Source organism: Bacteroidota bacterium (genome assembly GCA_017303905.1).
GTDB lineage: Bacteria > Bacteroidota > Bacteroidia > B-17B0 > Aurantibacillaceae > JAHEYG01.
Window position 1 is genome coordinate 215,107 of sequence record JAFLBH010000002.1, and the last position, 26,211, is coordinate 241,317.

The 26,211-nt window shown below is 36.9% G+C and carries 20 protein-coding genes; 14 read left to right on the forward strand and 6 right to left on the reverse strand.

Going from position 1 to position 26,211, the window contains the following annotated elements:
• Window positions 1–4 precede the first annotated feature (4 nt).
• Both J0L69_08700 and J0L69_08705 read left to right on the forward strand, forming a co-directional pair.
• Window positions 5–796 (forward strand): histidine kinase, encoded by a 792-nt coding sequence (locus tag J0L69_08700; protein MBN8693263.1) that lies wholly within the window; start codon window positions 5–7, stop codon window positions 794–796.
• Complete coding sequence (locus J0L69_08705; protein ID MBN8693264.1) at window positions 793–1,488, forward strand: response regulator transcription factor; 696 nt, start codon at window positions 793–795, stop codon at window positions 1,486–1,488. Before J0L69_08700 ends, J0L69_08705 begins: the two co-directional genes overlap by 4 nt.
• On the opposite strand, the gene J0L69_08710 is transcribed toward J0L69_08705, so the two are convergent.
• Window positions 1,485–2,174: a DUF4476 domain-containing protein gene (locus J0L69_08710; GenBank protein MBN8693265.1), complete on the reverse strand. Its 690-nt coding sequence runs from the start codon at window positions 2,172–2,174 to the stop codon at window positions 1,485–1,487. The two genes, J0L69_08705 and J0L69_08710, sit on opposite strands and share 4 nt — an antisense overlap.
• Window positions 2,175–2,306: 132 nt before the next feature.
• Here J0L69_08710 and paaZ point away from each other — a divergent pair, with 132 nt between their 5' ends.
• The 5 genes from paaZ to J0L69_08735 are packed head-to-tail and all read left to right on the forward strand — an operon-like array spanning window position 2,307 to window position 10,687.
• The gene (gene paaZ, locus J0L69_08715) at window positions 2,307–4,409 is read left to right on the forward strand and encodes a phenylacetic acid degradation bifunctional protein PaaZ (GenBank protein MBN8693266.1); all 2,103 of its coding nucleotides are present in this window, start codon (window positions 2,307–2,309) and stop codon (window positions 4,407–4,409) included.
• 16 nt (window positions 4,410–4,425) lie between these two features.
• Window positions 4,426–6,456 carry a SpoIIE family protein phosphatase gene (locus tag J0L69_08720; protein MBN8693267.1) on the forward strand — a complete coding sequence of 677 codons (2,031 nt, stop codon included), beginning with the start codon at window positions 4,426–4,428 and terminating at the stop codon, window positions 6,454–6,456.
• A 1-nt stretch (window position 6,457) separates the two neighbouring features.
• A complete protein-coding gene (locus J0L69_08725) occupies window positions 6,458–8,404 on the forward strand; it encodes a tetratricopeptide repeat protein (GenBank protein ID MBN8693268.1) in 1,947 nt (648 codons plus the stop codon).
• Between the two features lies 1 nt (window position 8,405).
• The gene (locus J0L69_08730; GenBank protein MBN8693269.1) at window positions 8,406–10,361 is read left to right on the forward strand and encodes a tetratricopeptide repeat protein; all 1,956 of its coding nucleotides are present in this window, start codon (window positions 8,406–8,408) and stop codon (window positions 10,359–10,361) included.
• Window positions 10,362–10,363: 2 nt separating this feature from the next.
• Window positions 10,364–10,687 carry a DUF4188 domain-containing protein gene (locus tag J0L69_08735; protein MBN8693270.1) on the forward strand — a complete coding sequence of 108 codons (324 nt, stop codon included), beginning with the start codon at window positions 10,364–10,366 and terminating at the stop codon, window positions 10,685–10,687.
• Here J0L69_08735 and J0L69_08740 read toward each other — a convergent pair whose 3' ends face one another.
• Together J0L69_08740 and J0L69_08745 are read right to left on the reverse strand one after the other, a co-directional pair.
• Window positions 10,688–11,377: a YjjG family noncanonical pyrimidine nucleotidase gene (locus J0L69_08740; GenBank protein MBN8693271.1), complete on the reverse strand. Its 690-nt coding sequence runs from the start codon at window positions 11,375–11,377 to the stop codon at window positions 10,688–10,690. It lies immediately after the preceding gene.
• The gene (locus tag J0L69_08745; GenBank protein MBN8693272.1) at window positions 11,374–11,844 is read right to left on the reverse strand and encodes a small multi-drug export protein; all 471 of its coding nucleotides are present in this window, start codon (window positions 11,842–11,844) and stop codon (window positions 11,374–11,376) included. Before J0L69_08745 ends, J0L69_08740 begins: the two co-directional genes overlap by 4 nt.
• A 172-nt stretch (window positions 11,845–12,016) precedes the next feature.
• Here J0L69_08745 and J0L69_08750 point away from each other — a divergent pair, with 172 nt between their 5' ends.
• From J0L69_08750 to J0L69_08760, 3 genes are all read left to right on the forward strand, one after another.
• Window positions 12,017–13,294 (forward strand): Glu/Leu/Phe/Val dehydrogenase, encoded by a 1,278-nt coding sequence (locus tag J0L69_08750; protein MBN8693273.1) that lies wholly within the window; start codon window positions 12,017–12,019, stop codon window positions 13,292–13,294.
• A gap of 131 nt (window positions 13,295–13,425) precedes the next feature.
• Entirely contained in the window at window positions 13,426–14,055 is a 630-nt protein-coding gene (plsY, locus tag J0L69_08755) for a glycerol-3-phosphate 1-O-acyltransferase PlsY (protein ID MBN8693274.1), read from the forward strand.
• A 76-nt stretch (window positions 14,056–14,131) separates the two neighbouring features.
• Window positions 14,132–15,436, forward strand: a complete 1,305-nt coding sequence (locus J0L69_08760) for a DUF5103 domain-containing protein (protein ID MBN8693275.1) — start codon at window positions 14,132–14,134, stop codon at window positions 15,434–15,436.
• Between the two features lie 140 nt (window positions 15,437–15,576).
• Here J0L69_08760 and J0L69_08765 read toward each other — a convergent pair whose 3' ends face one another.
• Window positions 15,577–16,848, reverse strand: coding sequence for an ABC transporter permease (locus J0L69_08765; protein ID MBN8693276.1), 1,272 nt, complete (start codon window positions 16,846–16,848; stop codon window positions 15,577–15,579).
• Between the two features lie 21 nt (window positions 16,849–16,869).
• On the opposite strand from J0L69_08765, the gene J0L69_08770 reads away from it, so the two are divergent.
• The 4 genes from J0L69_08770 (at window position 16,870) to J0L69_08785 (ending at window position 19,785) form a co-directional block, all read left to right on the forward strand.
• Window positions 16,870–18,090: a DUF1343 domain-containing protein gene (locus J0L69_08770; GenBank protein MBN8693277.1), complete on the forward strand. Its 1,221-nt coding sequence runs from the start codon at window positions 16,870–16,872 to the stop codon at window positions 18,088–18,090.
• Between the two features lie 58 nt (window positions 18,091–18,148).
• Window positions 18,149–18,700, forward strand: coding sequence for a hypothetical protein (locus J0L69_08775; GenBank protein MBN8693278.1), 552 nt, complete (start codon window positions 18,149–18,151; stop codon window positions 18,698–18,700).
• A 214-nt stretch (window positions 18,701–18,914) separates the two neighbouring features.
• Window positions 18,915–19,322 (forward strand): SRPBCC family protein, encoded by a 408-nt coding sequence (locus J0L69_08780; GenBank protein MBN8693279.1) that lies wholly within the window; start codon window positions 18,915–18,917, stop codon window positions 19,320–19,322.
• 4 nt (window positions 19,323–19,326) lie between these two features.
• On the forward strand, window positions 19,327–19,785 hold the full coding sequence (locus tag J0L69_08785) for an SRPBCC domain-containing protein (GenBank protein MBN8693280.1): 459 nt from the start codon (window positions 19,327–19,329) through the stop codon (window positions 19,783–19,785).
• 5 nt (window positions 19,786–19,790) lie between these two features.
• Here the strand turns inward: J0L69_08785 and J0L69_08790 are convergent, their stop codons facing one another.
• Together J0L69_08790 and J0L69_08795 are read right to left on the reverse strand one after the other, a co-directional pair.
• Window positions 19,791–22,994, reverse strand: a complete 3,204-nt coding sequence (locus J0L69_08790) for a SpoIIE family protein phosphatase (protein ID MBN8693281.1) — start codon at window positions 22,992–22,994, stop codon at window positions 19,791–19,793.
• A gap of 74 nt (window positions 22,995–23,068) precedes the next feature.
• Window positions 23,069–26,098 carry a T9SS type A sorting domain-containing protein gene (locus J0L69_08795; protein ID MBN8693282.1) on the reverse strand — a complete coding sequence of 1,010 codons (3,030 nt, stop codon included), beginning with the start codon at window positions 26,096–26,098 and terminating at the stop codon, window positions 23,069–23,071.
• Between the last annotated feature and the right edge of the window lie 113 nt (window positions 26,099–26,211).

Here is a 26,211-nt window from a genome sequence, read left to right on the forward strand (position 1 = left end):
GATAATGACTGATAACATAGATACAAAATTTTCCAGCAATAACAGAGTAAACGAAATTCTGGAAGTAATCTATGCTTTTGCTCGACTTGATTTCAATAAAAAGGTAACAATCAGCGGAGAAAATGATGCCTTGGACGGAATTGGAACTGGCGTAAATATGCTGGGAGAAGAACTGAATCATTCTTCAGTAACTGTTCGCGAAAAAGAACAACTCTTAAAAGAGATACATCATCGCGTTAAAAACAACCTTCAAATAGTTTCCAGCTTATTGAGTTTACAATCAGAAAGTGTTGAAGATGCACGCTATTTAAACATGATCCGTGAGAGTAAAAACAGAATCAACTCCATGGCTTTGGTGCATGAAATGCTTTACAAATCCAAAGACTTAAATAAAGTTGAATTAAAAGAATACATTCACAGGCTTACGCAAAGTTTAGTTTCATCATTTTCTACAGAAAAAGATAAAGTGGCTATGCAACTAACTGTTGGAGAGAATATATTTTTAGAAATAGATAAAATGATTCCTGTTGGATTAATATTAAACGAATTAATTAGTAACAGTTTCAAATACGCATTTACTACGCCTGAAAACAACGAAATTAAAATACTTCTTATCAGAGCCGGTGATTTACTAAAATTAGAAGTAAGCGACAACGGTATAGGTATTGATGAATCTCAAAGTAAATCCAGCAGTTTAGGCTTGCAATTAATCAGGATGCTAAGTGAACAATTAAATGGAACTTGTATCTTTAGAAATGATAATGGTGCTAAATTTGAATTAATTTTCCCGCTATAATGAAAAAAGGAAAGATATTAATTATTGAAGACGAGGAAGCTTTATTGAGCACTTTAAAGTTAAATCTTGAATTAGAGAATTACGCGGTTTTAACGGCAGCAAACGGAAAAGACGCGCGTAATCTGTTTATGGAGAATAACAAAACAATAAACCTTGTTTTATTAGATGTAATGCTTCCTGAAATTAGCGGGTTTGATTTATGCGCCGAATTCAAAAAAACAAATCAAAATGTCCCTATCATTTTCTTAACGGCCAAAAGTATGAGTGCCGAAAAAATTACGGGATTAAAATTAGGTGCTGAAGATTACATCACAAAACCATTTGAATTGGAAGAATTGCTTTTGCGCATTAACAATGTGATAAAGCGCAATCCGGTGAAACATGAAAACAAATACATGTTTGGCAACTGTGAAATTAATTTCGATAATTACGAAGTAAAAGACATTAATGGAAAGTTACATACTTTATCAAAACGTGAAATAGGTTTATTGAAATTGCTAACCGAAGCAGATGGAAAGGTTATTTCCCGCGATGAAATTATTGACGCTCTATGGGAAGAAGATGAAAATGCTTCTTCTAGAACCATCGATAATTACATTCTAAATTTCAGAAAGCATTTTGAAAATAACCCAAAAGAACCGCGACATTTCCATTCCATTCGCGGTGTAGGCTATAAATTCACTTCCAATTAAGGGTTTTTCTTAATCCAATTTTGAAGTTCTCTCTTATCAGGATCAAAAGTTAAAACATCCACCACTTTATAATAATTCTTCTTATCAACTGTACGTTTATAAGCCCATTTTGCGAATTCCACTTTACGGTTTTCGAAACTGAAAGCTTTACACACCGAAGCCACTTGAGCTGAACTCAAATACTCATCGTCAAAAACAAACTTAGCTTTATCCATTTTACTGTCATCAAAACTTTCATTTTTAACGGTGTTTAATTTATCATTAAACTCATTGCCATTCATGGCAACAATAACAGGAGTTGTAGGTGTAGGCGTGGGCGTAGGAGTCACAGTTGGCGCAGTTGTTATAGGTTGGTTAGCACCGATTAAAACTTTACTTATTAAATTTAAGGTAAAGGCTCCGTACTGATCTTTACCCAGTTGATAGGTGCTCTCATATCCGGGTGTACTCTGAATATTAAAATTAATCGGATACTGATTGCCTTGAATCCAAACTTTGGTGCGGTATTCATTTTCTTCTGCAAATTCAAATGTTGATTTAATCGCATATTGATTGCTTAAACGAATACCATTTAACGATACCATGAATGGCTGATTAGTATTGGTGTAAATAATAACCTTTCCGAAATTTTGAGCCAAAATGGCCATTGAAATCAGAACAAAAACTAAGGTAAAAAGCTTTCTCATAATTTAAATTTGTGTTTCTAAAATTAGAAATTATTTTGTTAAAAGAATGAATTAAATCTTATTAGTTTTCTATTGAATTAATGGGGTAATTATTATATTTAAACTCTCAGTTAATTTAACATTCCATACAATATGAACTCATTAATGAACTACGCCTGCGGACAATGGGTAGCAGGTGCCGATAAAGGACAAGAATTATATAATGCTATTAATGGAGATTTAATAGCCACGGCCAGCAGTAAAGGCCTCGACTTTGGAAAAATGCTGGACTATGCCCGCACAGTGGGCGGACCAAAACTTCGAAAGATGACGTTTCAGGAACGTGGTTTGATGTTACGTGCTTTAGCCATGCATCTTCTAAGTAAAAAAGATTTATTCTATAAAATAAGTTGGGCAACCGGTGCTACGAAAATTGACAGCTGGGTGGATATCGAAGGAGGAATTGGTAATTTATTTACCTATGCTTCATTGCGTAAACAATTTCCTAATGAACCTTTTTGCTATGAGGGTGAAGTTGCCCGTTTATCAAAAAACAACACTTTCATTGGGCATCACATTTGTGTACCAAAAGAAGGCGTCGCCATTCATATCAATGCGTTTAACTTCCCTGTATGGGGAATGCTGGAAAAAGTAGCAGTTAACTGGTTTGCAGGTGTTCCTGCCATTGTAAAACCTGCTACACTTACCTCCTACCTCACAGAAGCTGTAGTAAAAGAGATTATTGCCAGTAAAATTTTACCGGAAGGCGCATTGCAATTAATTTGTGGCAGTGCCAACGGAATATTAGACCATGTCATTAATCAGGATGTAGTTACTTTCACCGGATCTGCCTTAACGGGAAAAATGTTGAAATCGCATCCTCGCTTAATGGAAGAATCGGTGCATTTTAACATGGAGGCTGATTCACTAAACTGCTGCGTGCTTGGGCCGGATGTTACACCTGACAAACCTGAATTCGATATTTTCATTAAGGAAGTGGCAAGAGAAATCACCACGAAAGCAGGACAAAAATGTACGGCTGTGCGTCGTGTAATTGTTCCTGAAAACATGGTGGAAGATGTACAAATTGCTTTAGGCAAACGTTTAGCTCAAACGGTAATCGGAGATCCTAACGTGGAAGGGGTAAAAATGGGTTCGTTGGCAGGAAAATCTCAATTGACTGAGGTACGCGAGAAAGTTGAACAACTCAGCAAAACACAAAAAATCGTTATTGGTAATTTCGAAAACTTCGAAGTAAAAGGCGCCGATAAAAACAAAGGTTGCTTCATGCCTCCGATTATCTTCTTAAATGAAAATCCGTTTAAAAACACCGATTGTCACAATATTGAAGCTTTTGGTCCGGTAAGTACCATCATGCCATACAAAAACATGGATGAAGCCATTGCATTAAGTAAATTAGGTAAAGGTTCATTAGTAAGTTCAATTGTAACAGCCAATGATAAAGCTGCAAAAGAGTATGTTTTAGGTGCAGCGTGCATGCACGGTAGAATTTTAATACTAAACAACGACTGTGCCAAGGAAAGTACCGGCCATGGTTCTCCAATGCCAATGTTAGTACATGGCGGACCGGGACGTGCAGGTGGTGGTGAAGAAATGGGTGGTAAACGCGGTGTGTTTCATTATTTGCAGCGTACCGCTATTCAAGGTTCGCCAACAACCATTACAAACGTGTTAAATAGTTACCAATATGGTGCTAAGCATATCATTAAGGATGTTCATCCGTTCCGTCAATATTTTGAAGATTTAGAAGTAGGTGAAACATTAATTACCGATACACACACAGTAAGCGAAGATGATATTAAAAACTTTGCCAATCTGAGTGGAGATAAATTCTATGCGCATTTACAACCCGATGCTTTGGAAGGAACAATTTTTAAACGCACCGTGGCACATGGTTACTTTATTTTATCGCGTGCAGCCGGATTATTTGTAGACCCGCCAAAAGGTCCGGTATTATTAAACTACGGTATTGATGAGTGTCGCTTTACAAAACCAATTTATCCTGGTATGAGCATTGGAGTTCGTTTCACTTGTAAAGAAAAAATTGAGAATGATAAACCATTAAAAGCAGCAAGCGGTGAAGATGTAAAAGTTGGAATTGTTAAATGGGTGGTTGACATTTATGACGCAAGTGAGCAATCGGTACGCGATCAATACGGCTTGGATGGTGCAACCGGAGATACTGTTGGCATTGCTACCATTTTAACCATGGTAAAGAAAAAACAACAGTCTTAATTATTACTGATTAAAAATGAAAAACCATAAAAGCCGTAAAATATTAATTTATTTAACGGCTTTTCTATTGGTCTTTTTTTATTCCAGGTCCGAAAACAAATCTGACTCTCTTAAAATTGAAATTGTAAATCACCAAACGGATGATAGTACAAAAGTAAATTTGTTGTTTCAACTTGGGAATCAATACGAATACTTTAAATCGAAAGAGCGAATAGAATACTATATTGCGGCACTAAATCTCGCAAAAAAAATCGACTTTAAAGATGGCATTCACCGCATTTCGGTTCAGTTAATTACCAATTTATCGCATCGGCAATTATATGATGTAGCTCTGGAATATTGTAACAATTACATTCAGTATTTAATTGAGAGCAAACAAGAAAATTACTTTAAGAAGGTTTACAAAGTATACGCTACGCTTCTTAGCAAACAAGGTAAATACAAAGAATCATTAGAATATAACTTTAAAGCTTTAAATTATTATTTAGAAGAGAAAAATGAAGTATCTGTAGCAACCGTGTTAAGTAATATTTGTTTACTTCATTTAATCAATAACCAACCTGATAGCGCTTATTTTTACGGCTTAAGAGCCATCGATTTATTTCGAAAAAACAACCGCCAGAGCGAAATGGCCAACTCTATTCTTAGTATTGCCGAAATTAAACTGGCAAAAGCAGATTATGCTAACGCTAAGCTAAAAGCTTTAGAGGCTTTAAATGTTTATTCCGGAATTAATTTAAAACTAGGATTAATGCAAACCTATTTTGTAATTGGTCAGATAGATCTAAAACAAGGCTTGAATGATTCTGCCATCGTTAATTTTGAAAGAACATTAGAAATCACGAATGAATACTACAACGCTGAAATGAAAAGAGATTGTTATGCTTTCCTTGCAAAAATCTATCAGGTAAAGGGAGATTATAAGAAAGCATACGAGAATCAAACCAATTTTTCTTCCTATAACGACAGTGTTTCGGATCAAGAATTAAAAGCCAAAACATTGGAAATGGATGCTCGTTACAGTATCAGCAGAAAGGAAGGAGAAATAAAAGATAAAGAACATTTAATTGAGGTCCAAAACAAACAACGGAATTTTTTGATACTTGGCATAATAGGTGTTATTGCGCTCTTAATAGCCTCCTATAGAAGTTACTTACAAAAGAAAAAAGCAACCGACATTATTACTGAACAAAAGAAATTAGTAGACGAGAAACAAAAAGAAATACTGGATTCTATTCAATACGCTAAAAGAATTCAGAATACGCTCTTAGCACATACCGATTTCATCAATAAACACATTCCTGATAATTTCATTTTATTCATGCCAAAAGACATTGTGAGCGGTGATTTTTATTGGGCAACATTTGTACGCAATAAAACAGTAAATCCGGAAACCGGTAATGTTTATGGAAAATTCTATCTGGCAGTCTGCGATTCAACCGGACACGGCGTTCCCGGTGCTTTCATGAGTTTACTCAACATCAACTTCCTTAACGAAGCCATCAATGAAAAAGGAATAGAGAGACCTGATGAAGTTTTTAATTTCGTTAGAAAAAGATTAATTGATAATATCAGTAAAGAAGGACAAAAAGACGGATTTGACGGTATATTGTTATGCATTGAAACATTACCATCATTAATGAGCGAAGGGCCTAAAACCATAGTAACTTACGCTGCCGCCAACAATGCGCCTATTTTAATTAGAAAAAAAACGGAAACTAAGGCTGTCGAGGCACCGGAATTAAGAGAACTCGAATCAGATCGTATGCCAGTTGGAATTGGAGAACGAAAAGAATCCTTTACCCTGCATAACTTAGAATTAAGTAAAGGCGACACACTTTATTTGTATACCGACGGATTTGCCGATCAATTTGGTGGGCCAAAGGGAAAAAAATTCAAATACAAACAACTCAACGAATTGCTTTTAAATATTAACTCATTAACACTAGTAAACCAAAAACAGAATCTTGAAAATGTCTTTACTGAATGGAAAGGTAATTTAGAGCAAGTAGATGATGTTTGTTTAATTGGATTAAAAATCAGATAGTATGAAATTTAACAATTACATCCTTTCTCTACTCTTATTTCTATATGTGAATTTATTTGCAGATAAAGCAGATTCTTTAAAGCACACCTTAAACCAAAACAAGGTGGACACAACTTTATTAAAAACTTATTACTCAATTGGCCGCGAATACTATTATAATGGCATGTTGGATTCATCTTTACAGTATCATCGTACAGGATTAGAAAAGGCTATTGAATTGAATGATCAAAAATATATTTGCACCTTTTATAGTGAATTAGGTTTGGGGCATAGAGAAAAAGGCCTTTATGATATAGCTTATGACTATATGGTAAAATCATTAGACGTTGCAGAAAAAAACAACTTCGATGTGAAAAAAGCGAATTGCTATAATGGAATGGCGGTTATTCATGCGGTTCAAAAAGAGTTTGATAAAGCCATTGAGTACTATAACAAAGCCATGATTATCTACATCAAAAAAGGAAATATTGGCGGACAAGCATCGATAAATAACAACGTAGGATTAATCTATCTTGAAAAAAAGGATTACGAGCATGCTCTTGAACTTTTTCATAAGGCAAGAGGCTTCAACGATAAAGCCGGAAACGATTATGGCGTGGCGGCCAATTTAGAAAATATCGGATTAATCTACGATGGAAAAAGAAATTATGATTCAGCCAAAGTATATTTATTGAAAGCTTATGATATTTGGAAGCAACGAAAAGACACGCATAGTTTAGCAATAAACATGAGTTACATTGGCAATTCATTAATACAACAAAAAAAATACAGTGAGGCAATCGATATATTAACTAAAGCGCTTGTATTTGCCAAACGAGTGGATGCAAGAAGCACCAGCCGAGATTTATTATACTATTTATCGAGTGCTTACGAACAAACAGGCGATTTTAAGAATTCGTTGCGTTATTATAAAACAGCCAAGCAAATTGGCGACAGTTTATTAAACGATACAAAAAAGCAGGAAATAACCGAAATGCAATTAAATTATTCCTTCAACAAGGCTAAAATTCAAGACTCGTTGAAATATCAAATAGAAGTAACTAATAAAGAAAAAGAGTTAATTAATGAGAAGAAAAATACTTCCATAACATTGGTAGCATTATTTTTGATTGTCATACTCCTCTTCTTTTCTTACAAAGGATATCGCGATAAAAAGAAATCGAACACCATTATTACCCAACAAAAAACATTGGTTGAGCAAAAACAAAAAGAAATTTTGGATTCTATTAATTATGCAAAAAAGATACAATCCGCTTTGTTAGCCAACAAAGACTTTATTAATGAAAACATTGAAAAGAATTTCATCTTTCATAAATCCAAGGATATAGTTAGTGGCGATTTTTATTGGGCTACTCGAAAAAATGATTATTTCTACTTGGCTGTATGTGACAGTACCGGTCATGGTGTGCCGGGAGCATTTATGAGCTTATTGAACATTGGATTTATTAACGAAGCTATTAATGAGAAAAACATTTTGGAGCCGGATGCTATCTTCAATTTTGTGCGTGATAAATTAATCTACAGTATTGGAAAAGACGGACAAAAAGACGGTTTTGACGGAATTTTACTTCGGGTTGACACCAAGAACAAAAAACTCGACTACGCTGCCGCGCATAACCGTCCGGTAATTATAAGTAACAATCAAATCACCGAATTAGAAAGCGATAGAATGCCGGTTGGAATTGGGGAAAGAAAAGAAGTGTTCAAATTAAGAAGTATTGAAACAGAAAAAGGAAGTTTGCTTTACTTATATACGGATGGTTATGCCGACCAATTTGGCGGACCTGCCGGAAAAAAATATAAATACAAGCAATTAAATCATTTATTACTTGACATTCATAATTTGACTTTACAGGAACAATGCGCTCGTCTGGAATCGGAATTCGAGAAATGGAAAGGCAATCTGGAACAAGTGGATGACGTTTTAATCATTGGAATAAAAATATAGCATGCGTAAATATTGTATATCCATACTTTTATTTATAGGTGCATTTACACATGCGCAAAATCGAAAACAAGATTCAATCAGAGAAATTGTGCTTAAACCAACGCAAGACACATTCAGATTGTATAATATGTATAAACTTTCGTTTTTTTACCTGAATCAAAGTGATTTCGAAACCGCCGATTCACTTAGGAATTTAGTAAGTGAACTTGGAAAACGATTAGGATATAAAAGAGCGGAAGCCTATGCTACCATCATTCAAGGGCGTGTTGCAGAAGGCAGAGGAAATTACACGGCCGCTCTGGACGCTAATTTAAAAGTAATACATCTTTCAGAAAAAAACGGATACTCAGAACTTCTGCCAGCAAGTTATAATACACTTGGAATTATTTACTTTTCACAAAAACAGTACGATAAAGCCCTTGAAAGTTATCTTAAAGCGGTTAAGTTGTCCGAATCAAATCAGAACGCGAATCTATCCATATACTACAACAACATTGGCAACATCTATTATACAAAAAAACAATACGACATCGCCTACAGCTATCACGAAAAAGCACTCCGTAAAAGAGAAGAACGCGGGGATAGTTCAGGTATAGCGAATTCTTATAACAATTTGGGTGAGATATTAAGAATTAAAGGTCAAAATCAAAAAGCCCTCGATTACTTTAATAAAGCCGCTGTTATTCAAGAAGCGGAAAATAACAAATGGGAATTAACTATTTCACACTTAAACATTGGATTGGTGTACTCTTCGGAAAACAATTTAAAAGAGGCGAAATCACATTTTTTTAAAGCTTATGAAATAGCTTCAGAAACCGGTGCACCGGATCTATTACGGGATGTACACCAAATGCTAATTGACTTTTACGAGAAACAAAATGACACTAAAAATGCTTTATTCCATTACAAAAGCTTTATTAAATTAAAAGATAGTTTAAGTAATGCCGATATACAACGTGAGTTCACCCAAAAAACTCTACAGTTTGAGTTTGAACAAAAGGAATTGAAAACACGTCTCGAAACCGAAAAAAAAGAATTAGAATTTCAACAAAATTCGAGACGACAAAAATCAGCAATCGCATTTATCACAGTAATTTTAATCATCATTCTGGTTTTTTCATTTTTTCTTTACACTAAATACAAGGAAACAGCAAAACAAAAAACGATCATAGAAAAACAAAAGCATGAGGTAGACGATAAAAACAAAGAGATAACCGATTCTATCAATTATGCTTCCACCATTCAGGAGGCTTTACTTCCTGCTAAAGAATTAAAGCAAAAACTTTTTCCTAAATCATTTGTGCTATTTAAACCTAAAGACATAGTAAGTGGTGATTTTTATTGGTATACCGAAAAGAATAATAGAAAACTAATTGCAGCGGTGGATTGTACCGGACATGGCGTACCCGGTTCATTGATGAGCATGATTGGTAATAATTTTCTAAATGAGTTAGTTGAGCATGAAGGCCTCACCAATCCTTCGGAAATATTAAATCAATTAAAATTTAAAATCATAAACGCGCTTAAGCAATCGGAAACAAATCGCTCACGCGACGGAATGGACATTGCCCTGTTGAGTTTTAATTCTAATATGACTGAGGTTGAATTTGCCGCCGCTAACAATCCGGTGTGGATAATCAGGAACAAAGAATTAATAGAATTTAACGGCGATAAACAGCCCGTTGGTTTTTTTATTAAAGAACACAAAACTTTCACTTTACAAAAGCAGAACTTACAAGCCGGCGATAGTGTTTATATTTTCACCGACGGGTATGCCGATCAATTTGGCGGACCGAACGGAAAGAAATTTAAATATAAAGCATTAAAAGAATTACTGATTGCAACCGGAGATTTAAGTCCTGCCGAACAAGAAGCAAAGATTTTAGCTGAGTTTGAAAGTTGGAGAGGCAATAACGAACAAGTAGACGATGTATTAATAATCGGAATAAAAATATAATTATGCCCTGGAAAAAATCACCACCCACATCAGGATATTACGCTGTTATCTTTTCATCCACTAAGTCGGATAACCTGGAAGGTTATAAAGAAATGGATGATGAAACCATGCGATTAGCACAGGAACAAAACGGTTATCTGGGTTATGAAAGCGTGAGTAACGGTAATACCGGAATCTTTATTTCCTATTGGGAAAGCATGGAAGCCATAAACGTGTGGCGTCAAAACTCAACACATCTCATGGCGAAAGCAAAAGCCAATCAATGGTCTAAACGGTATTTAAGTCAGATTTGTAAAGTAGAGCACTCCCATTTAATGGAAAAATAATTAATACAATTCGGGCAATTGATTCAAATGATCAATCACCGAAAGATTTTTATGCTCGAACAAAGCCCTCTCACTCACCTTATAAAAAACCGCCTTCCACCCTGCTCCTAAAGCGCCTTCAATATCACTCAACCAATTATCACCAATCATTACACATTCTTCTTTTGTAGCCTGGGCTTTCTCTTGCGCCAATCGGAATATTTCGATGTTCGGTTTTGTTAAACCATGTTCTTCCGAAATAATAATTTGTTTGAAATAGGGACGTAATCCGCAATTATCAATTTTAATATTCTGCACTTCTTTAAAACCATTCGTGATGATGTGTAACTCATGATTCTTCACTAAGGCCTCCAGCGTTTCCACCGTACCCGGCTTTAATGCTTTTGAATAAGGGGAAATACGCACATACTCCTCCGAAAGATGTTTGCTTAATTCAATGTCATCCAGTCCGAAATTTAAAAACGAATCGTAAAAACGTTTGTATCGTAATTCCGATTTCTGAATCATTTGTTTGTAATACAAATGCCATAACTCATCATTTTTCCTTTTATAAAACGAATGAAAATTATCGAATTCTACATTAAGTTTTTCCTTCAATTCAAGTGAAGAGTACAGATTTTGTAACACCCTATATGAGTTCAAATCAAAATCCCAAAGGGTATTATCCAAATCAAAAAATAAATGCATCAAAGAAATTTGCTAAACGATTCCTTAAAGAAAAACATGAGGAAATAAATAAGCGTGTACCAGAATAACACACCACTGCCAATCACAAAAATCACTTTTCGTTTATCTTTATAAAAGCGCTCCGCAATAAAAGTTCCAACCGGTGTGGACAATCCAATGGGTGTAAAAAACGCGATGCCCCATATTCCAAACTTCTTTCTGATTTTAATAATTCTTCTGTTACCCTTGGTAAAGCGCTTTGGCTTTTGCGGATTCTTCGAGTATTTACTTTTAATCCGCTCAATCCATTTCAAAAAAACATCACTGATAAACGTAAACAATACCACACCTGTTAATCCTCCCGCCCAGGTTACACCCAATACCATGAAATGATTAAAGCCGAATAATCCAACTGCCGATGGCACCGATATCTTGCCAAAACCCAACATTCCTGCAAAAAACACAGGTAATATTTTCCAAATTTCTTCCATGAGTCAGAATGTAAAATAAGAGGTAAAGTGCTCAATTCGCAAATTAATGTTTGTTAATATTTTAATCGTCAAAAACACCTGTTTTATCTAAAAACGCAGGGTTAATTTTATATTGCTGGCATATTATAAAATTTATTAATTTTAACCCCCAGCTAACTAAAACTATTTAAATATGTCGACACAAACTGCTAACGCAGCTGCTGCAACCCACGAAAGTATGTTTGAAGCAGTATTGGCCCGCTTAGATGTGGCTGCCAAATTAATGAACCTTTCGGATGATGTTGCAACAGTATTAAGGAACCCTATTAAGCAGGTGAAAGTAAGTTTACCTGTAATGATGGATAATGGTAAAGTTCAGGTTTTTGAAGGATACCGTGTTGTGCATTCAATGGCTATCGGTCCCTCTAAAGGCGGTATCCGTTATGCAATGGATGTAAATCAAGATGAAGTAATGGCTTTAGCTGCCTGGATGAGCTTTAAATGTGCTGTTGCAAACTTACCTTACGGTGGTGCAAAAGGCGGTATTAAATGTGATCCTCGTGCAATGAGTGTTGGCGAATTAGAGCGTTTGTCTCGCGCCTATGCTAAATCCATGAAAGATGTATTTGGTGTTAATCGCGATATTCCTGCTCCTGATATGGGAACAAGCGGACGCGAAATGGCTTGGATTTTAGATGAATTTAATAAAGTAACAGGAGAAGATTCTCCGGGTGTAATTACAGGTAAACCAATTGCTATCGGTGGTTCTTTAGGTCGCGATGCGGCTACAGGACGCGGTGTAATGGTAAATACTTTAGCCGCCTTAAAGAAAATGGGATTAAATCCTAAAAACGTAACGGCGGTTGTTCAAGGTTTTGGTAATGTAGGTTCTCATGCCGCACGTTTATTATCTGAACAAGGATTAAAAATTGTAGGTATCGGTGATCATACCGCTTCATTCTATAACGAAAACGGAATTGATATTAAAGCGGCTTTAGAATACGCTTCAAAAAATAAAAACACATTAAAAGGCTTTACAGGTGCAACCGAAATTCCTTCGAATCAATTATTGATTTCGAAGTGTGATGTATTGGTGCCTGCAGCTTTACAAAATGTAATTACTGAAGAAAACGCAGCTAAAATTCAGGCGAAATTAATCGTGGAAGGCGCAAACGGACCAACTCGTCCGGAAGCTGACGTTATTTTAAACGACAAGAAAATCATCTGCGTTCCGGATATTTTAGCGAACAGTGGTGGTGTTACTGTATCTTATTTTGAGTGGGTACAAAACAAAGCCGGTTACTACTGGACAGAAGATGAAGTAAATACAAAGCATGACCACAAAATGGAAATCGCTTTTGAAAGTGTTTGGAATAATGCAGACCGTTTCAAAACCAGCATGCGTATTGCTGCTTATATTACTGCCCTTCAAAAAATTGAGCAGGCAGTTAAATTAAAAGGTGCTTACTAAGCCTTTAAATGCTTAATAAACAATAAATTAACAAAAAACTGTTTGTATATTAACTTATATAAACAGTTTTTTTATGCCCTTAGCTTAATTTTTAGTTTATTTTTGCTTAACCAAAATTTAAACCCTTGGAAATTCTTTATATAGGTATATTTTTATTTACAGCTTATTTATTAGGCTCTATCCCTACTTCGGTGTGGATTGGCAAGCTGTTCTTTAATATAGATGTACGTGAATTCGGAAGCGGTAATGCCGGAGCCACCAACACTTTCAGAGTATTGGGTAAAAAGGCCGGGATTCCCGTTTTAATCATCGATATCTTAAAAGGAAGTGCAGCCGTTGCTTTATCCTATTCAAGCGGCTTCGATCCGGGTTCTGATTTCTTTATCAATTTTCAAATTGCTTTAGGTGTGGCGTCTTTAATCGGACATATCTTCCCGATTTTTGCCGGCTTCCGCGGCGGTAAAGGTGTTGCTACTTTATTAGGAGTAGTTATCTGTATTCATCCTGTAGCTTGTTCAATAGCTTTATTGGTGTTTTTGGCGGTATTATTTACAACCCGTTATGTTTCATTAAGCTCAATGAGCGCCGGTTTAAGTTTCCCGATTATTTTGAATGTGATCTTTAAAAACGATAACGCGAATCTGATGATTTTTTCAATCCTGGTTGCTGTGGTATTAGTGATTACACACCGTAAGAACATTACCCGTTTATTAAATAAGCAGGAAACCCGCGTGAGACTTTACAATAAAGCGTCTCATTAATCGTTAATAAATCTTATTTATCCATTTAATTGTCTTCAAATTGTATTTTTGGCAATACATTTGATTTATCACGTTTATGCGTTTACATAAAACATATCTTCTTCTGTTCCTTTTACTCGGCTTTAGTGATGCTTATTTGGCGCAAGAAGATGATTATGTAAACGATAATCAATTGCGCTACGAAGATTATATCTACAAACCAAACATTAAAACCGCGCAACTTTACGAATCCACCTGGGAGTTTTCGGCGCCGCTCATTAAATTTAATTCCGGTGAGCAATTGCGTTTGAGTTTTGATGATTTGGATGGCGACCAAAAACAATATTCCCTCAGTGTGATTCATTGCGATGCGAAATGGAATCCCAGTGATCTCATGCAGCAGGAATATTTACAAGGCTTTTACGATTTAAACATCATCAACTTTAGTTTCTCCATCAATACGCTGCAGAAATACACGCACTACTCCATTCTCTTTCCAACGCAAAACATGATTCTCACCAAATCCGGGAACTACATTGTTTACGTTTATAAAGATGGCGATAAGAAAGATTTAGTGCTAAGTCGCCGTTTTATGGTGTACGATGAGAAGGTAACGGTTGTTTCTACCATTCAGCAAGCCATTGGCGATGACGCGCAATACGAAAAGCAGCACATCGATTTTTCCATTATTAATTCGTCGTACGATATCACGAATAACCATGTCGATTTAAAAGTGGTACTTACTCAAAATAACCGTTGGGATAATGCGGTATATGATATCAAACCAACGTTTAATACGCCACAAAAACTAACTTACTCGCTCGATAACACCAGCACCTTTAATGGCGGCAATGAGTTTCGTTATTTCGATACGCGTTCTCTTCGCACTTACACCGAACGCATTCAAAACAGTTATAAAGACGAAAACAATAAGAATCACATTGAACTCACGCCCGAAGAAAATCGTCGTATTAAAAATTATATTTTTTATCCAGATTTCAACGGCTCTTTCTTAATTAAGAATAAAGACATGAACGGTAATCAGGATACGGAAGCGGACTATGCCTACGTGCATTTCTTTTTGCCATATCCGGCTCCTGAAGCAAGCGGTAATTTTTATTTACTCGGAAAAATGAGTAATTGGAAATTGGATAAAGCCAATAAAATGGAGTACGATTATTCCAAGAAAGGTTACAAATGGACGCTCTACTTAAAACAAGGTTATTACAATTACATGTACGCGTTTTTAAGCGACAATACGAAAGCCGGCGATGAAACTATGGTGGAAGGAAATCATTGGGAAACCGAAAACGATTACAGCATTTACGTGTATCACCGTCAGCGCGGCACCTATTACGATCAACTGATTGGCATCAGACGATTAAATTCTAGAAAACCATAACCCCTCTGTCCTTCGGACATCTCCCCTTAGCAGGGGAGAAAGCATTATTACTCTTAAAATTCTTTTTTGAAAACGAAATCTTTCTCCCCCTTTTTTTAAGGGGGAGTCCGCGAAGCGGGAGGGGGTCACGGGCGAGGGGGTTAATCAAACCTCAATGTCCGAATCGGAGTAAGGCGTGTGAGAATTAAAGTGGGGAAAAACATCATCAGCATACAGCTAATAATTATACCCATGTTTAAGAGCACAATGTATCCCACGTTAAAAATCACGGGTACAAAATCAACATAATACGTATCGCTGTTTAATTTGATGAGATGGGTGAAGTATTGAATCAATACCGCTCCTATTCCAATGATGTTTCCTATGATTAATCCTCTGGCGAGTAATTTCACCGACACATAGAAAAATATTTTTCTTACCGACGCATTGCTCATGCCCATGGATTTTACCAGTCCCACCATGTTGGCGCGCTCTAAAATTAAAATCAATAAAGCCGTAATCATATTTACACCCGCCACCAATAACATTAAGGTAATGATGATAACACCATTTACATCCACCATCTCCAGCCAGGAAAACAAACTGCTGAAAATTTCGTTGACAGGCAAAACCTGATAATCGTAACCCGTTAAATCCTGAACAGCTTCCGTGTTCGCTTCCAGTTGCGAAAAATCCTTGATGAATATTTCGTAGCTACCCGTTTGACCTTCGTCCCAGTAATTTAATTTCTGAATGTGTTTTAAATCCACCAGAGCCAAATTATTATCGAAATCAGAAAAGCCGGTATTCACAATGCCACACACGGTAAAAGCTCGCGAGCGTTGTTCAAATTCCACATAATTAGAACCACTGAAAGTTGTATCGTTTAATTTCTTCTTGGTGATAAAATAAGCTATGAGTTTCTGACCAACACTAGCGCTTAATTTATCGGCCAGCTTTTTCGACAATAAAATATCCTTGCTCACTGCTGTATCGCTTAGTTGCGGCAATCGGCCTTCACTCAAATACTGCTTTAAAAACTCAACATCATAATTGGCATCAATGCCTTTTAATAAAACGCCTTCATTTTCGGCTTTGGTTTTAATAATACAGTTTTTGGTGGCTACCGACTGCACATGCTTCACAAAAGGCAGGGCTTTAATCATTTTTAACGTGTCGGGCGATAACCTTACCGGGTCGCGCTCGTTAGAGCTGTTAATGCCCATGCTGTTAATGGTGATATGCGAAGTAATGCCGGTGATTTTTGTGATGATTTCCTGTTTAAAGCCCAATACAATGGAGATAGTCAGAATCATCACACTAATACCCAAAGCAATGCCCGTAATACCAATTTTCACAATGGGTTTAGAAATGTTATTTTTACCTTTGTTAGAAAGGGTGATTCGGTCGGCTATGTATTTTTCGGCGCTCACTCTACACAAAAATACTATTTAATGCATAAAGTCCTTGTTATACTTCTTGTTTTTATCAGCTATTCGCTAAAACCGCAGGCATTAAAAGTACTCAGTGAAAAAGACGTAGTATTAGGTGCGCAGCAATTTAACGCCTATTTACCCCTGCTTGCGAAAAAAAAGGTAGCCATTGTTACCAACGTTACCGGTGTGATTGGAAACACCAGCATTGTTGACACCTTGATTAAATTAAAAGTGAACATTAAAAAAATATTCGGACCGGAACATGGCTTTAGAGGAAATGTGGATGCAGGGGAAAAAGTAAAAAGCAATATCGATAAAAAAACAGGCTTACCCGTTGTTTCCTTATACGGCTCGCACAAAAAACCAACGGCCGAAGATTTAAAAGGCATTGATGTAGTGGTGTATGATATTCAGGATGTAGGTGTACGTTTCTACACCTTCATATCAACTTTGTGTTATGTGATGGAAGCCTGCGCCGAGCAAGGTAAAGAAGTGATTGTATTGGATCGTCCGAACCCCAATGGTTTTTATGTAGACGGACCGGTGATGAAAGACAAATACAAAAGCTTTTTAGGCTTGCATAATGTACCGATTGTTTATGGCATGACCACCGGCGAATACGCACGCATGGCGAATGAAGAAGGCTGGTTAAAAACGAAAGTAAAGACTGTAAAAAAAGACAGCTTTGAATTAAAGACCGTACGTTGTAAGCTCACCGTTATACCCGTAAAAAATTACGAGCACAGCATGACCTACAATTTACCGGTGAAGCCCTCGCCTAACCTACCCAATTTAAACGCCGTATTAATGTACCCCGGCATGGGATTATTTGAAGGCACGGTGATGAGTGTTGGCAGAGGAACTGATATGCCTTTTGAAGTTTTAGGCCATCCGCAATACAGTAAGCAAACCTTTAGCTTTACTCCAAAAGCAACGGTATTGAGTAAAGAACCCAAGTATAAAGACCAAATTTGTTACGGTGTAGATTTACGACAAGAAAACTTTGTAGAAAAACATCCGCGGAAAGTAGAATTAAAATGGCTGCTATTATTTTATGCCGACCTAAAAGTGCCGGAGTTTATGGATAAGAACTTTAACTGGCACAGCGGCAATGATGAATTAAAAGAGCAAATAAAAGCCGGCAAAAGCGAAAATGAAATACGCGCCACGTGGCAAAACGACATCAGCGCCTTTAAAAGCATACGCAAAAAGTATTTATTGTATAAAGATTTTGAGTAAATTAGTATACCTATCGGGATGATTAAATCAGTCCTAAATTGTAGTTAAGCTCAAGTTCATGCCAAGAAAGAGACCAAGAATTAAAGTAAACATCCCTGTCGATGACGGAAGCGAAGACCGAAGAAAAATCTATGCATCAATAATTAGCTTTTTTGCGACATTTATTAATATCTATATTTTTCTTGCAATTGGATGCCAGACACTGATTCCCACCAATTGGCTAATCGCAAGTTATTTTTTATTAGGCATTGTTGGTTTTCTAGTGTTAAAGAAACGAAAAGTTAAACAATCCGCTTTGAAAGCTTATGTAGTTTTTCCTCTTTCAATAAATATTATTCTCTGCTTAAACTACTTTATTAGTTTCAACGAGCAAAAAGAGACTTACAAATTTCACAGAAGCTACTATTGGGCAGCTAGTGGGCGGACAAATTTATCACAGCCTGACAGACAAATGAGCACCCAAATTTCATTCGACAACAACAAGTATGAAGATTTTTGGGGCATTAGGACATTCATCAGTGTTGAAAATATCGGTCCGACTGAAAGAATCACTTACACATTTAAGAGAGGAATTCTCGGATTACGTGTAATGACTGACTATGAATTTTAATGCCGGCGCCTAGCATCTAATATTGGGATGGAGATAAAATTTTTATTTGTATCTTTAAGTATACGTTTCGGTAGCCACAATCATTAACAGGGGCTAGCCGACAGCAGGCATAATCTTCATCTTCCAAACACTCTATTAATCATACAAACTCACCTTAATTTTAATCTCAATTTTTTCCATTATTTTTTATCTTTATTCCATTAATAAATACACAATGAAAGTAACCGTAACAGTCACCATCAATACCAATGCCAAAAAGGCTTGGGAAGCTTATACCCTGCCCCAACATATTACTAAATGGAATTTCGCCAGTGATGATTGGCAATGTCCGAGCGCTGAGAATGATTTGCGTGTAGGCGGAAAATACAAAGCCCGCATGGAAGCCAAAGATGGCAGCTTCGGTTTTGATTTTGAAGCCATCTACGATGAAATTATTCCCCTGCAAAAAATCACTTATACCATGGGCGATGGTCGTAAAACTACCACCACTTTTGTTGAGCAAAACAACAGCACTACCGTAACAACCGTGTTTGATGCTGAAACGGAAAATCCCGTAGACATGCAACAACAAGGCTGGCAGATGATTTTAAATAATTATGCAAAACACGCTCAAACACTTTAAACCCATGATTAAAAAAACCTATTCCGTTCAAATCAAAGCACCGGCTGCTAAAGTTTATGCAACCATGCTTGGTATCGATAACAAAAAAACCTACGAACAATGGACGGCCGAATTCAATCCAACTTCTACTTTCGAAGGCAACTGGAACAAAGATTCGAAGATGTATTTTGTAGGTACAGGTGAAGATGGTAAACGCGGCGGAATGATCTCCATGATTGCAGAACACATTCCCGCTAATTTTGTTTCCATTAAACATATTGGTATGCTGATGGGTGATGATGAAATTACCACCGGTCCGGATGTAGAGAAATGGGCCGGCGGCTGCGAGAACTATACCTATAAAGAAAACAACGGCCTCACCCATTTGAGCGTTGATATTGATGTAATCGAAGAATACGAAGACTATTTTGATGGCACGTATCCTAAGGCTCTACAAAAACTAAAAGAAATAATTGAGAAATAGAAGCTCTAAGCTTTTAATCCGATTACCAATAAATCGTCTACCTGCTCGTAGTTTCCTTTCCAGGAATTGATTTTATCTTTTACCAATTGCTTTTGCTCTTCAACAGACAGATGTTTGATGCCGCGTAAAAAATCTTTCATGTTCTTTGCCATGAATTTTTTTCCGTACTCTCCGCCAAACTGATCAGGATAACCGTCGCTGGTTAAATACACCATGTCGCTCTTCTCTAACACCACCTCACTTAATTCATATTTAAAATTAAATGGCGTGAAGCTGGCAATACTGGCTTTGGTTGGTTTTACTTCTACAAACTCGCCGTTATTTTTAAAAATCCACAACGCACGATTCGCACCTGCATATTGTAATTGCTTTGTTTTATGATTGTATTTAACGAGGGCAATCTCCATACCGTCTTTATTGGTACCATCGGCCGTGGCATCTTGTTTCAATACTTTTTTAATGGCGTTGTTGGCTTCAAATAAAATTTGTGAAGGTTCACTGCTGCGCAAGGCGGCCTCCGTTAGTTTCTCAGAGCAAATCGTACTCATGAAAGCGCCCGGAACACCATGTCCGGTACAATCGGCACAGGCTATTAAAAATTCATTTTCGTTAACTTTGCTGAACCAATAAAAATCGCCACTTACAATATCTTTTGGCTGGAAGAAAACAAAAGTATCTTGATACGCCGCGGTAATCTCAGCGTAAGATGGTAAAATGGATTGCTGAATGCGCTGCGCGTAATTGATACTATCGGTGATTTCTTTCTTCTGTGTTTGAAGTTCGTGCTTTTGTTCTTCCAACATATTCACTTGCTCTTCAATGGTGGCAGTACGTTGTTTAATAACAGCTTCGAGTTTTAAATTTTGTTCCACCAATCGCTTTGAATATAATTTAACGATTAAGGCCACGAATAAAACAAATAAAATCGCGTAAGCTATGTAGGCCCACACCGTACGGTACCATGGCGGCAAGATTTTAAACGGGAAATGTATTTCTAATTCTTTGGTGTTCATGTCGCAGCGGGCTTTGGCATGAAAAATATATTTTCCTTCGGGTAAATTGGTGGTTTTAATGTTATTTTGTGTACTCCACACGCTGTAATTTTCCTCATCGCTGCCTTCAATCCAGTAACTGAATTCAACCGCGTTTTTATTCTCAAAGCAATTATACCCTAAAATAAAACTCAATTGATTATGAGAATAAGTAATATTAAAATCAAAGCCGGAAGCATCATCCCCCGACGCTACGTTATTGATGATGGTATCTTTTTTAGAAATTACGGAGGTTAGAAAGAAGTTGTAAGAGCGTTTTAATTTTTCTTTTTGCTTGTTCACTAAAAACAAACCTTCGTCGGTACAAATAAACGTTGTTTTGTTTAAGCTGTCGTAAGTAATTAAGTTGACTTTGGTGTCTTTTAATTTATTGGTGATTTCGTTGTTGATATAGCTTTTTCCGTTTTCGGAAGTAATATAAATCACTTTGTTTTCAATGCGGTTGAGCTTTCTATTTTCGTACGACTGCGAACAAATTAAATCGCCTTCCAACTCCGCCGCTCTGAATATTTCGGAACTTTTTGTCGCGGTATAAAACTCAGGTGATTTAATACACTCTACTCTATTGTCGGCTCTTTTTCTTACGGCAAACACGCCGCTGTCGGTACCAATTAATAATTTGTTCTTATAAGTAAATACGTAATTCTCGCCTAACATCTGAGGTAATCCTTCTTTCTTTTGAATAGAATCCAATAAGAAGGAACGGTAGTAATTCAAATAATAAATACCGTTACTGGCGCAACCAAAATAAATATTCTTATGAAAATCGGAGGCTAAACTTAATACCGGAATGTTTAACTGATAGGTCTTGATATAGGTGAATTTTTTCTCGATGTAGCTGTACACATCCACACCTTCATCGGTACCTGTATAAATTAATTCCTTTTTATAAGGGTCGGATAAAATGCAAAAACTGCGCGTGTCGTTTCCTTGTCGGATGGTTTTTCCGTCGTAAATAAAAACACCCTTCTCGGTAGAGATAAATAAATCGTTATCAATTTTGGTGAGATTCCAGGTTTGCTTGTTGAAACCTTGCAAAAATTCGAAGACATTATTAACCGGATTAAAAAACTGTACGCCTTTATCGGTTGACACAAATAATTTTCCATCGTAATAGGCTGCACCGGTTACGAGTCCTGATATGCCGGTCTGACGATCGTATTTAAATAATTTGGAGTTTAGCTCTACAAAGGAAACCCCATAGTAAGTGGCTAACCATAAATTATTGTTTCGGTCTTGAAATCCTGACTTAACATTATCCTCATAAATTCCGGTTTTAGAATTTAAGCGTTTAATGATTTCTAAATTTTTATTGATGAGGAAAGCGCCTTTCTTATTGGAAGTAATCACAAAGTTTCCGTCCTTTAATTCGCAACCGTTGTTAAACTCCGACTCCAATAATTCCGCGTCGCTGCTGTTATTCCATTTCTCAAATTTGGTTTTGGTAGGCGTGATGGAATCGTAAGTGACTTTGTAAATCCCGAGATTACGATAACCCATCGCGAAGGTGTTGGCGTTGATGCGGTAATTAAAAAATGCTTTTTCAGAAATTAAACTTTCGGTGTTGGCTACATAATTCATCACCGCATTGTCGAGCACCAGCACATTATTGTCAAGGTCTGTTACAAACAAATGCTTCCCCATGGCAAAAGCACGGATGTGAAAAGCATTTTGCGGTGAATAGGCGCGGTAAGAATTTCCTTTTTTCTCGATGAGTTTATCGGCAGATAAAAAATAGAGATTCCCGTTTAAAGAAAGAATTTGTTTGATGGGTTCTTGCGGCTGCTCGTTGGTGTTAAGATTTCCTTTCAAAGAAACGCTTACATAGCGACCATTCTTGTTTTTTTCAATGGTAAAAAATTCGCCATTATCACCCCCAACGTAAATATTTCCTTCCGAATCATTAATGATACTATAGGCCGGAATCAAATCCGGTAAGGCTATGATTTGCCAGTTGAGTCCGTCGTAAACCAAAACCCCACTTTGGTTAGCCATAAACACACGACCTTCTTTATCTTGCGCTACCCCGTTGTTATTGGCACCCTGGTTGTATTCTTTGGGTAAATAATTATGAATGAAATACTCCCCTTTTTGAGCCCGGATGGTTAAAGCCGCAAAAAGAAACAGAAATAAAGCGTATTTAAGTTTTGTAAACAAGCTTCTAATTTACAAAAAAAGCCCTGAAGTACGAAGACTTCAGGGCTTTATGAATTTTTGAAAAAAAGACCTTTTTACCTTTCAATTACCGCTTTTTTAACGGCAATGATTTTGTCGTTTTGTTTAATCTGCACCATGTAAACGCCGGCAGCAAAACTTTCGGTATTGATTACTAAATGCTGATTTAATGATTTAACTGAATAGACTGTTTGTCCGAGTGTATTTACTAAATCCACCGTCGTTTCAGATTTTGGTAAACTATTTAAATCGATGTTCATGACTGAATTAGCAGGATTCGGATAAATACTGATACGCGATGCTAAAGCGTTTAAATCCGCAATAGAAGTTGCACCGATTTTGTCATTTGATTGATTACTGCGTGTTTTGGTTTTTAAAACCATTGGTGAATTGACACCGTATTTTGCGGTAGCATTACAGTTAAAGCCGCTGGCATCTACAAACCATTTTACACCCAATGGCCAGAAAGATGAATAAAACGGATCGTTCGCTAAATTTCCTACGGTGCTGGCAATTAATGTTTCAGTACCGGTGGCAATCGTTCTGCGTTTTACATTATAAATAGTTACCGGTGGCACGCTTGATTCAATCGCATAACTATTCCAATTGAAATTACCATTCATTTGATCCTGAATAAAAATAGTTTCGTGCCATTTACTCATGGCGCTGTAATTACCGCAAGAATCGCGTAATTGTAATTTATATTTATAATAGGTTAAGTTAGGGTCGCCGTTAGCCGGACCAACACTTCTGTTCGTATCTACGTACATGCTAAATGCAGACTTGTGTACCGATGCAATACGTTTGTAAGTATTTAAGCTTACTTCACGGTAAACGATGAAGCTATCGGCAGATGGATATAAAGTTTTCTCCCAATAGATTTCATTATTAACACTTAAACTGTCAACCGTAACCTGACAAATATCCGGAGTTGGCGGATTAACTAAATTAACTGTAAATGTAGCGGAGTTGCGACAACCGTTAGATCCGGTAGCGCTTACTGTATAAACGGTATTTACTGTTGGTGTAACTGAAATGGTTTGGTTAGCAACTGTACCAGGCGACCAAGTATAAGTGGATGCGCCATTACCCGTTAAAACTTGTGGTTTGTTTAAACACACTAAATTTTTTCCACTGATTGTAACAGTTGGATTATTAATTAGCGCTACGTTAATCGTTCCACTGTTTACGCAGTTATTAGAATTCGTTCCGGTTACAGTGTAAACTTGTGTTGCTGTTGGTGTAAAGGCTACTCCGTTGCTTACTCCGCTACTCCAAGTATACGTTGAGGCACCGGCTCCGTTTAAGGTTAACAAACTTCCTGTACAAACAGCCGTTGGTGAAGCCACACCGGTAACGGTTGGCAATGGATTAACCGTTATACGATTTACACTGGTAGTGGTAGTTCCACAAGCGTTAGTGGCAGTTACGATTACACTAAAAGTATTAGAAGCTGTAAAACTCATTGAGGTATTAGTACCTGTAGTTGGAGAAAAACTAACACCGCTTGCTCCTACTACAGTCCATCCATAATTAGTAAGAGGTTCAGTTGAGGATAAAGTTAAAGGTGATGTTGTAACAGTTCCGGCACATAACGTGTAATTAGATGCCGTTGTAGTTACAGTTGAAGGTAAAGTACAACTTAACTTTTGAATGTAACCATCGGTTTGTCCTACAGCTGTTAAATTCGCAACGCCTGCATCCGGGTTAAAATCAACGGTAGTCCAAAATGTTCCAATTGTATACACATTTCCCTGTGTGTCTAAATCAATGTCGGAAGGATAATCACCAAGGTTATTGCTACCAAATGATTTTGCCCATACAAAATTCCCATTGTTATCCCATTTCAAAACATAACAATCCTGATTAGTACCTTGAGCTTGTAAAGTATAAGTTCCGGCATTAGGGTCAAAGTCTACTACTCCATCAAAGGCGCCGGTTACATAAACATTTCCTCCCGGATCCAATACACATTCGGGAGCACTTTGTGTATTTATACCTCCAATTTGTTTAGCCCATTGATAAGCGAGTGTTGAATTTAATTTCAACACAAAAGCATCCGCACTTCCTAAAGAACCTAATGATTGGTTAAGTGGTCCCGGATCCATGTCACAAGCCGCACTGAATTGTCCGCAAACAAAAACGTTGCTATTAGCATCCAGCGTAATACCAACACCATAATCAGTTCCGGTTCCGCCCATCACAGCGGCAGAGTTAAATCCGCCTCCGCTACAGGTTAATTTTACAACATAAAAATCGCTGCCTCCCTGTGATGTATAGGTTGGACAAGAACATCCCGGAGAAAGAGTAACTGTAGTTCCTGCGAAAATACCTGTACAATAAACGTAATTATTTAAATTATCAACTTTTAGATCATATCCGTAATCAGCTACAGTTCCTCCCATCGATTGAGCCCATACGTAATTTCCATTTACATCATACTTTCCAACAAATATATCTTGTCCGCCACGAATAACTAAGTTATTGGTTGTAGCACTTGGATTAAAATCCGCTGTCCCAATAAAAGTTCCGGTGATATAAACGTTAGCGTTAAGGTTATCAATATCAATGGCGCTTGCCCAGTCGGAACCTGTACCACCCATTTTACGTGCCCAAACAAAATTTCCTAAAGAGTTTAATTTAAACATACACACATCGCTGCTACCTGCAGATGTAAGATTAGTAACACCGGCTCCCGGATCAAAATCTACGGTACCGTTAAAACTACCTACAACATAAATATTGGAAGAAGCATCGCAAATAACATCTGCTGCAACTTCGTCAGTTGTAGTACCCAGGCGACGAGCCCAAACGAAATTTCCTGCAGAAGTTAATTTCATAATAAAAATATCATCACCACCTGCAGTAGCTGTTAAATTATAAACACCTGCACCCGGATCGAAATCGACGGTACCTGAAAATGAACCTACGGCAATAACATTTCCGGCTGCATCTATGGCAGTTGCACGCCAATCGTCGTAAGTAGGACTACCGAACGAACGAGCCCACACATAATTTTGAGATTTTAAAAGATTAGTTGAAGCAACTAAAAATGCGATAAAAAAGAACGAAATAATTTTCTTCATGATATTTAAAAATAATAGATTAAAAGTAACAAAATTCCTGATATAACAAGGTAGAATTATCAACTAATTGCAGCCATTAATAATGCAAAAGAGCCTGAATTTTAACAATTCAG

What these genes read in the sequence shown, in the direction of transcription:
- J0L69_08700 (MBN8693263.1), top strand. Translation starts at nt 5, where the DNA reads ATGACTGATAACATAGATACAAAATTTTCCAGCAATAACAGAGTAAAC.
- J0L69_08725 (MBN8693268.1), top strand. Translation starts at nt 6,458, where the DNA reads ATGAAATTTAACAATTACATCCTTTCTCTACTCTTATTTCTATATGTG.
- J0L69_08735 (MBN8693270.1), top strand. Translation starts at nt 10,364, where the DNA reads ATGCCCTGGAAAAAATCACCACCCACATCAGGATATTACGCTGTTATC.
- paaZ (MBN8693266.1), top strand. Translation starts at nt 2,307, where the DNA reads ATGAACTCATTAATGAACTACGCCTGCGGACAATGGGTAGCAGGTGCC.
- J0L69_08745 (MBN8693272.1), bottom strand. Translation starts at nt 11,844, where the DNA reads ATGGAAGAAATTTGGAAAATATTACCTGTGTTTTTTGCAGGAATGTTG.
- J0L69_08720 (MBN8693267.1), top strand. Translation starts at nt 4,426, where the DNA reads ATGAAAAACCATAAAAGCCGTAAAATATTAATTTATTTAACGGCTTTT.
- J0L69_08750 (MBN8693273.1), top strand. Translation starts at nt 12,017, where the DNA reads ATGTCGACACAAACTGCTAACGCAGCTGCTGCAACCCACGAAAGTATG.
- J0L69_08770 (MBN8693277.1), top strand. Translation starts at nt 16,870, where the DNA reads ATGCATAAAGTCCTTGTTATACTTCTTGTTTTTATCAGCTATTCGCTA.
- J0L69_08780 (MBN8693279.1), top strand. Translation starts at nt 18,915, where the DNA reads ATGAAAGTAACCGTAACAGTCACCATCAATACCAATGCCAAAAAGGCT.
- J0L69_08710 (MBN8693265.1), bottom strand. Translation starts at nt 2,174, where the DNA reads ATGAGAAAGCTTTTTACCTTAGTTTTTGTTCTGATTTCAATGGCCATT.
- J0L69_08760 (MBN8693275.1), top strand. Translation starts at nt 14,132, where the DNA reads ATGCGTTTACATAAAACATATCTTCTTCTGTTCCTTTTACTCGGCTTT.
- J0L69_08785 (MBN8693280.1), top strand. Translation starts at nt 19,327, where the DNA reads ATGATTAAAAAAACCTATTCCGTTCAAATCAAAGCACCGGCTGCTAAA.
- J0L69_08730 (MBN8693269.1), top strand. Translation starts at nt 8,406, where the DNA reads ATGCGTAAATATTGTATATCCATACTTTTATTTATAGGTGCATTTACA.
- J0L69_08775 (MBN8693278.1), top strand. Translation starts at nt 18,149, where the DNA reads ATGCCAAGAAAGAGACCAAGAATTAAAGTAAACATCCCTGTCGATGAC.
- J0L69_08795 (MBN8693282.1), bottom strand. Translation starts at nt 26,098, where the DNA reads ATGAAGAAAATTATTTCGTTCTTTTTTATCGCATTTTTAGTTGCTTCA.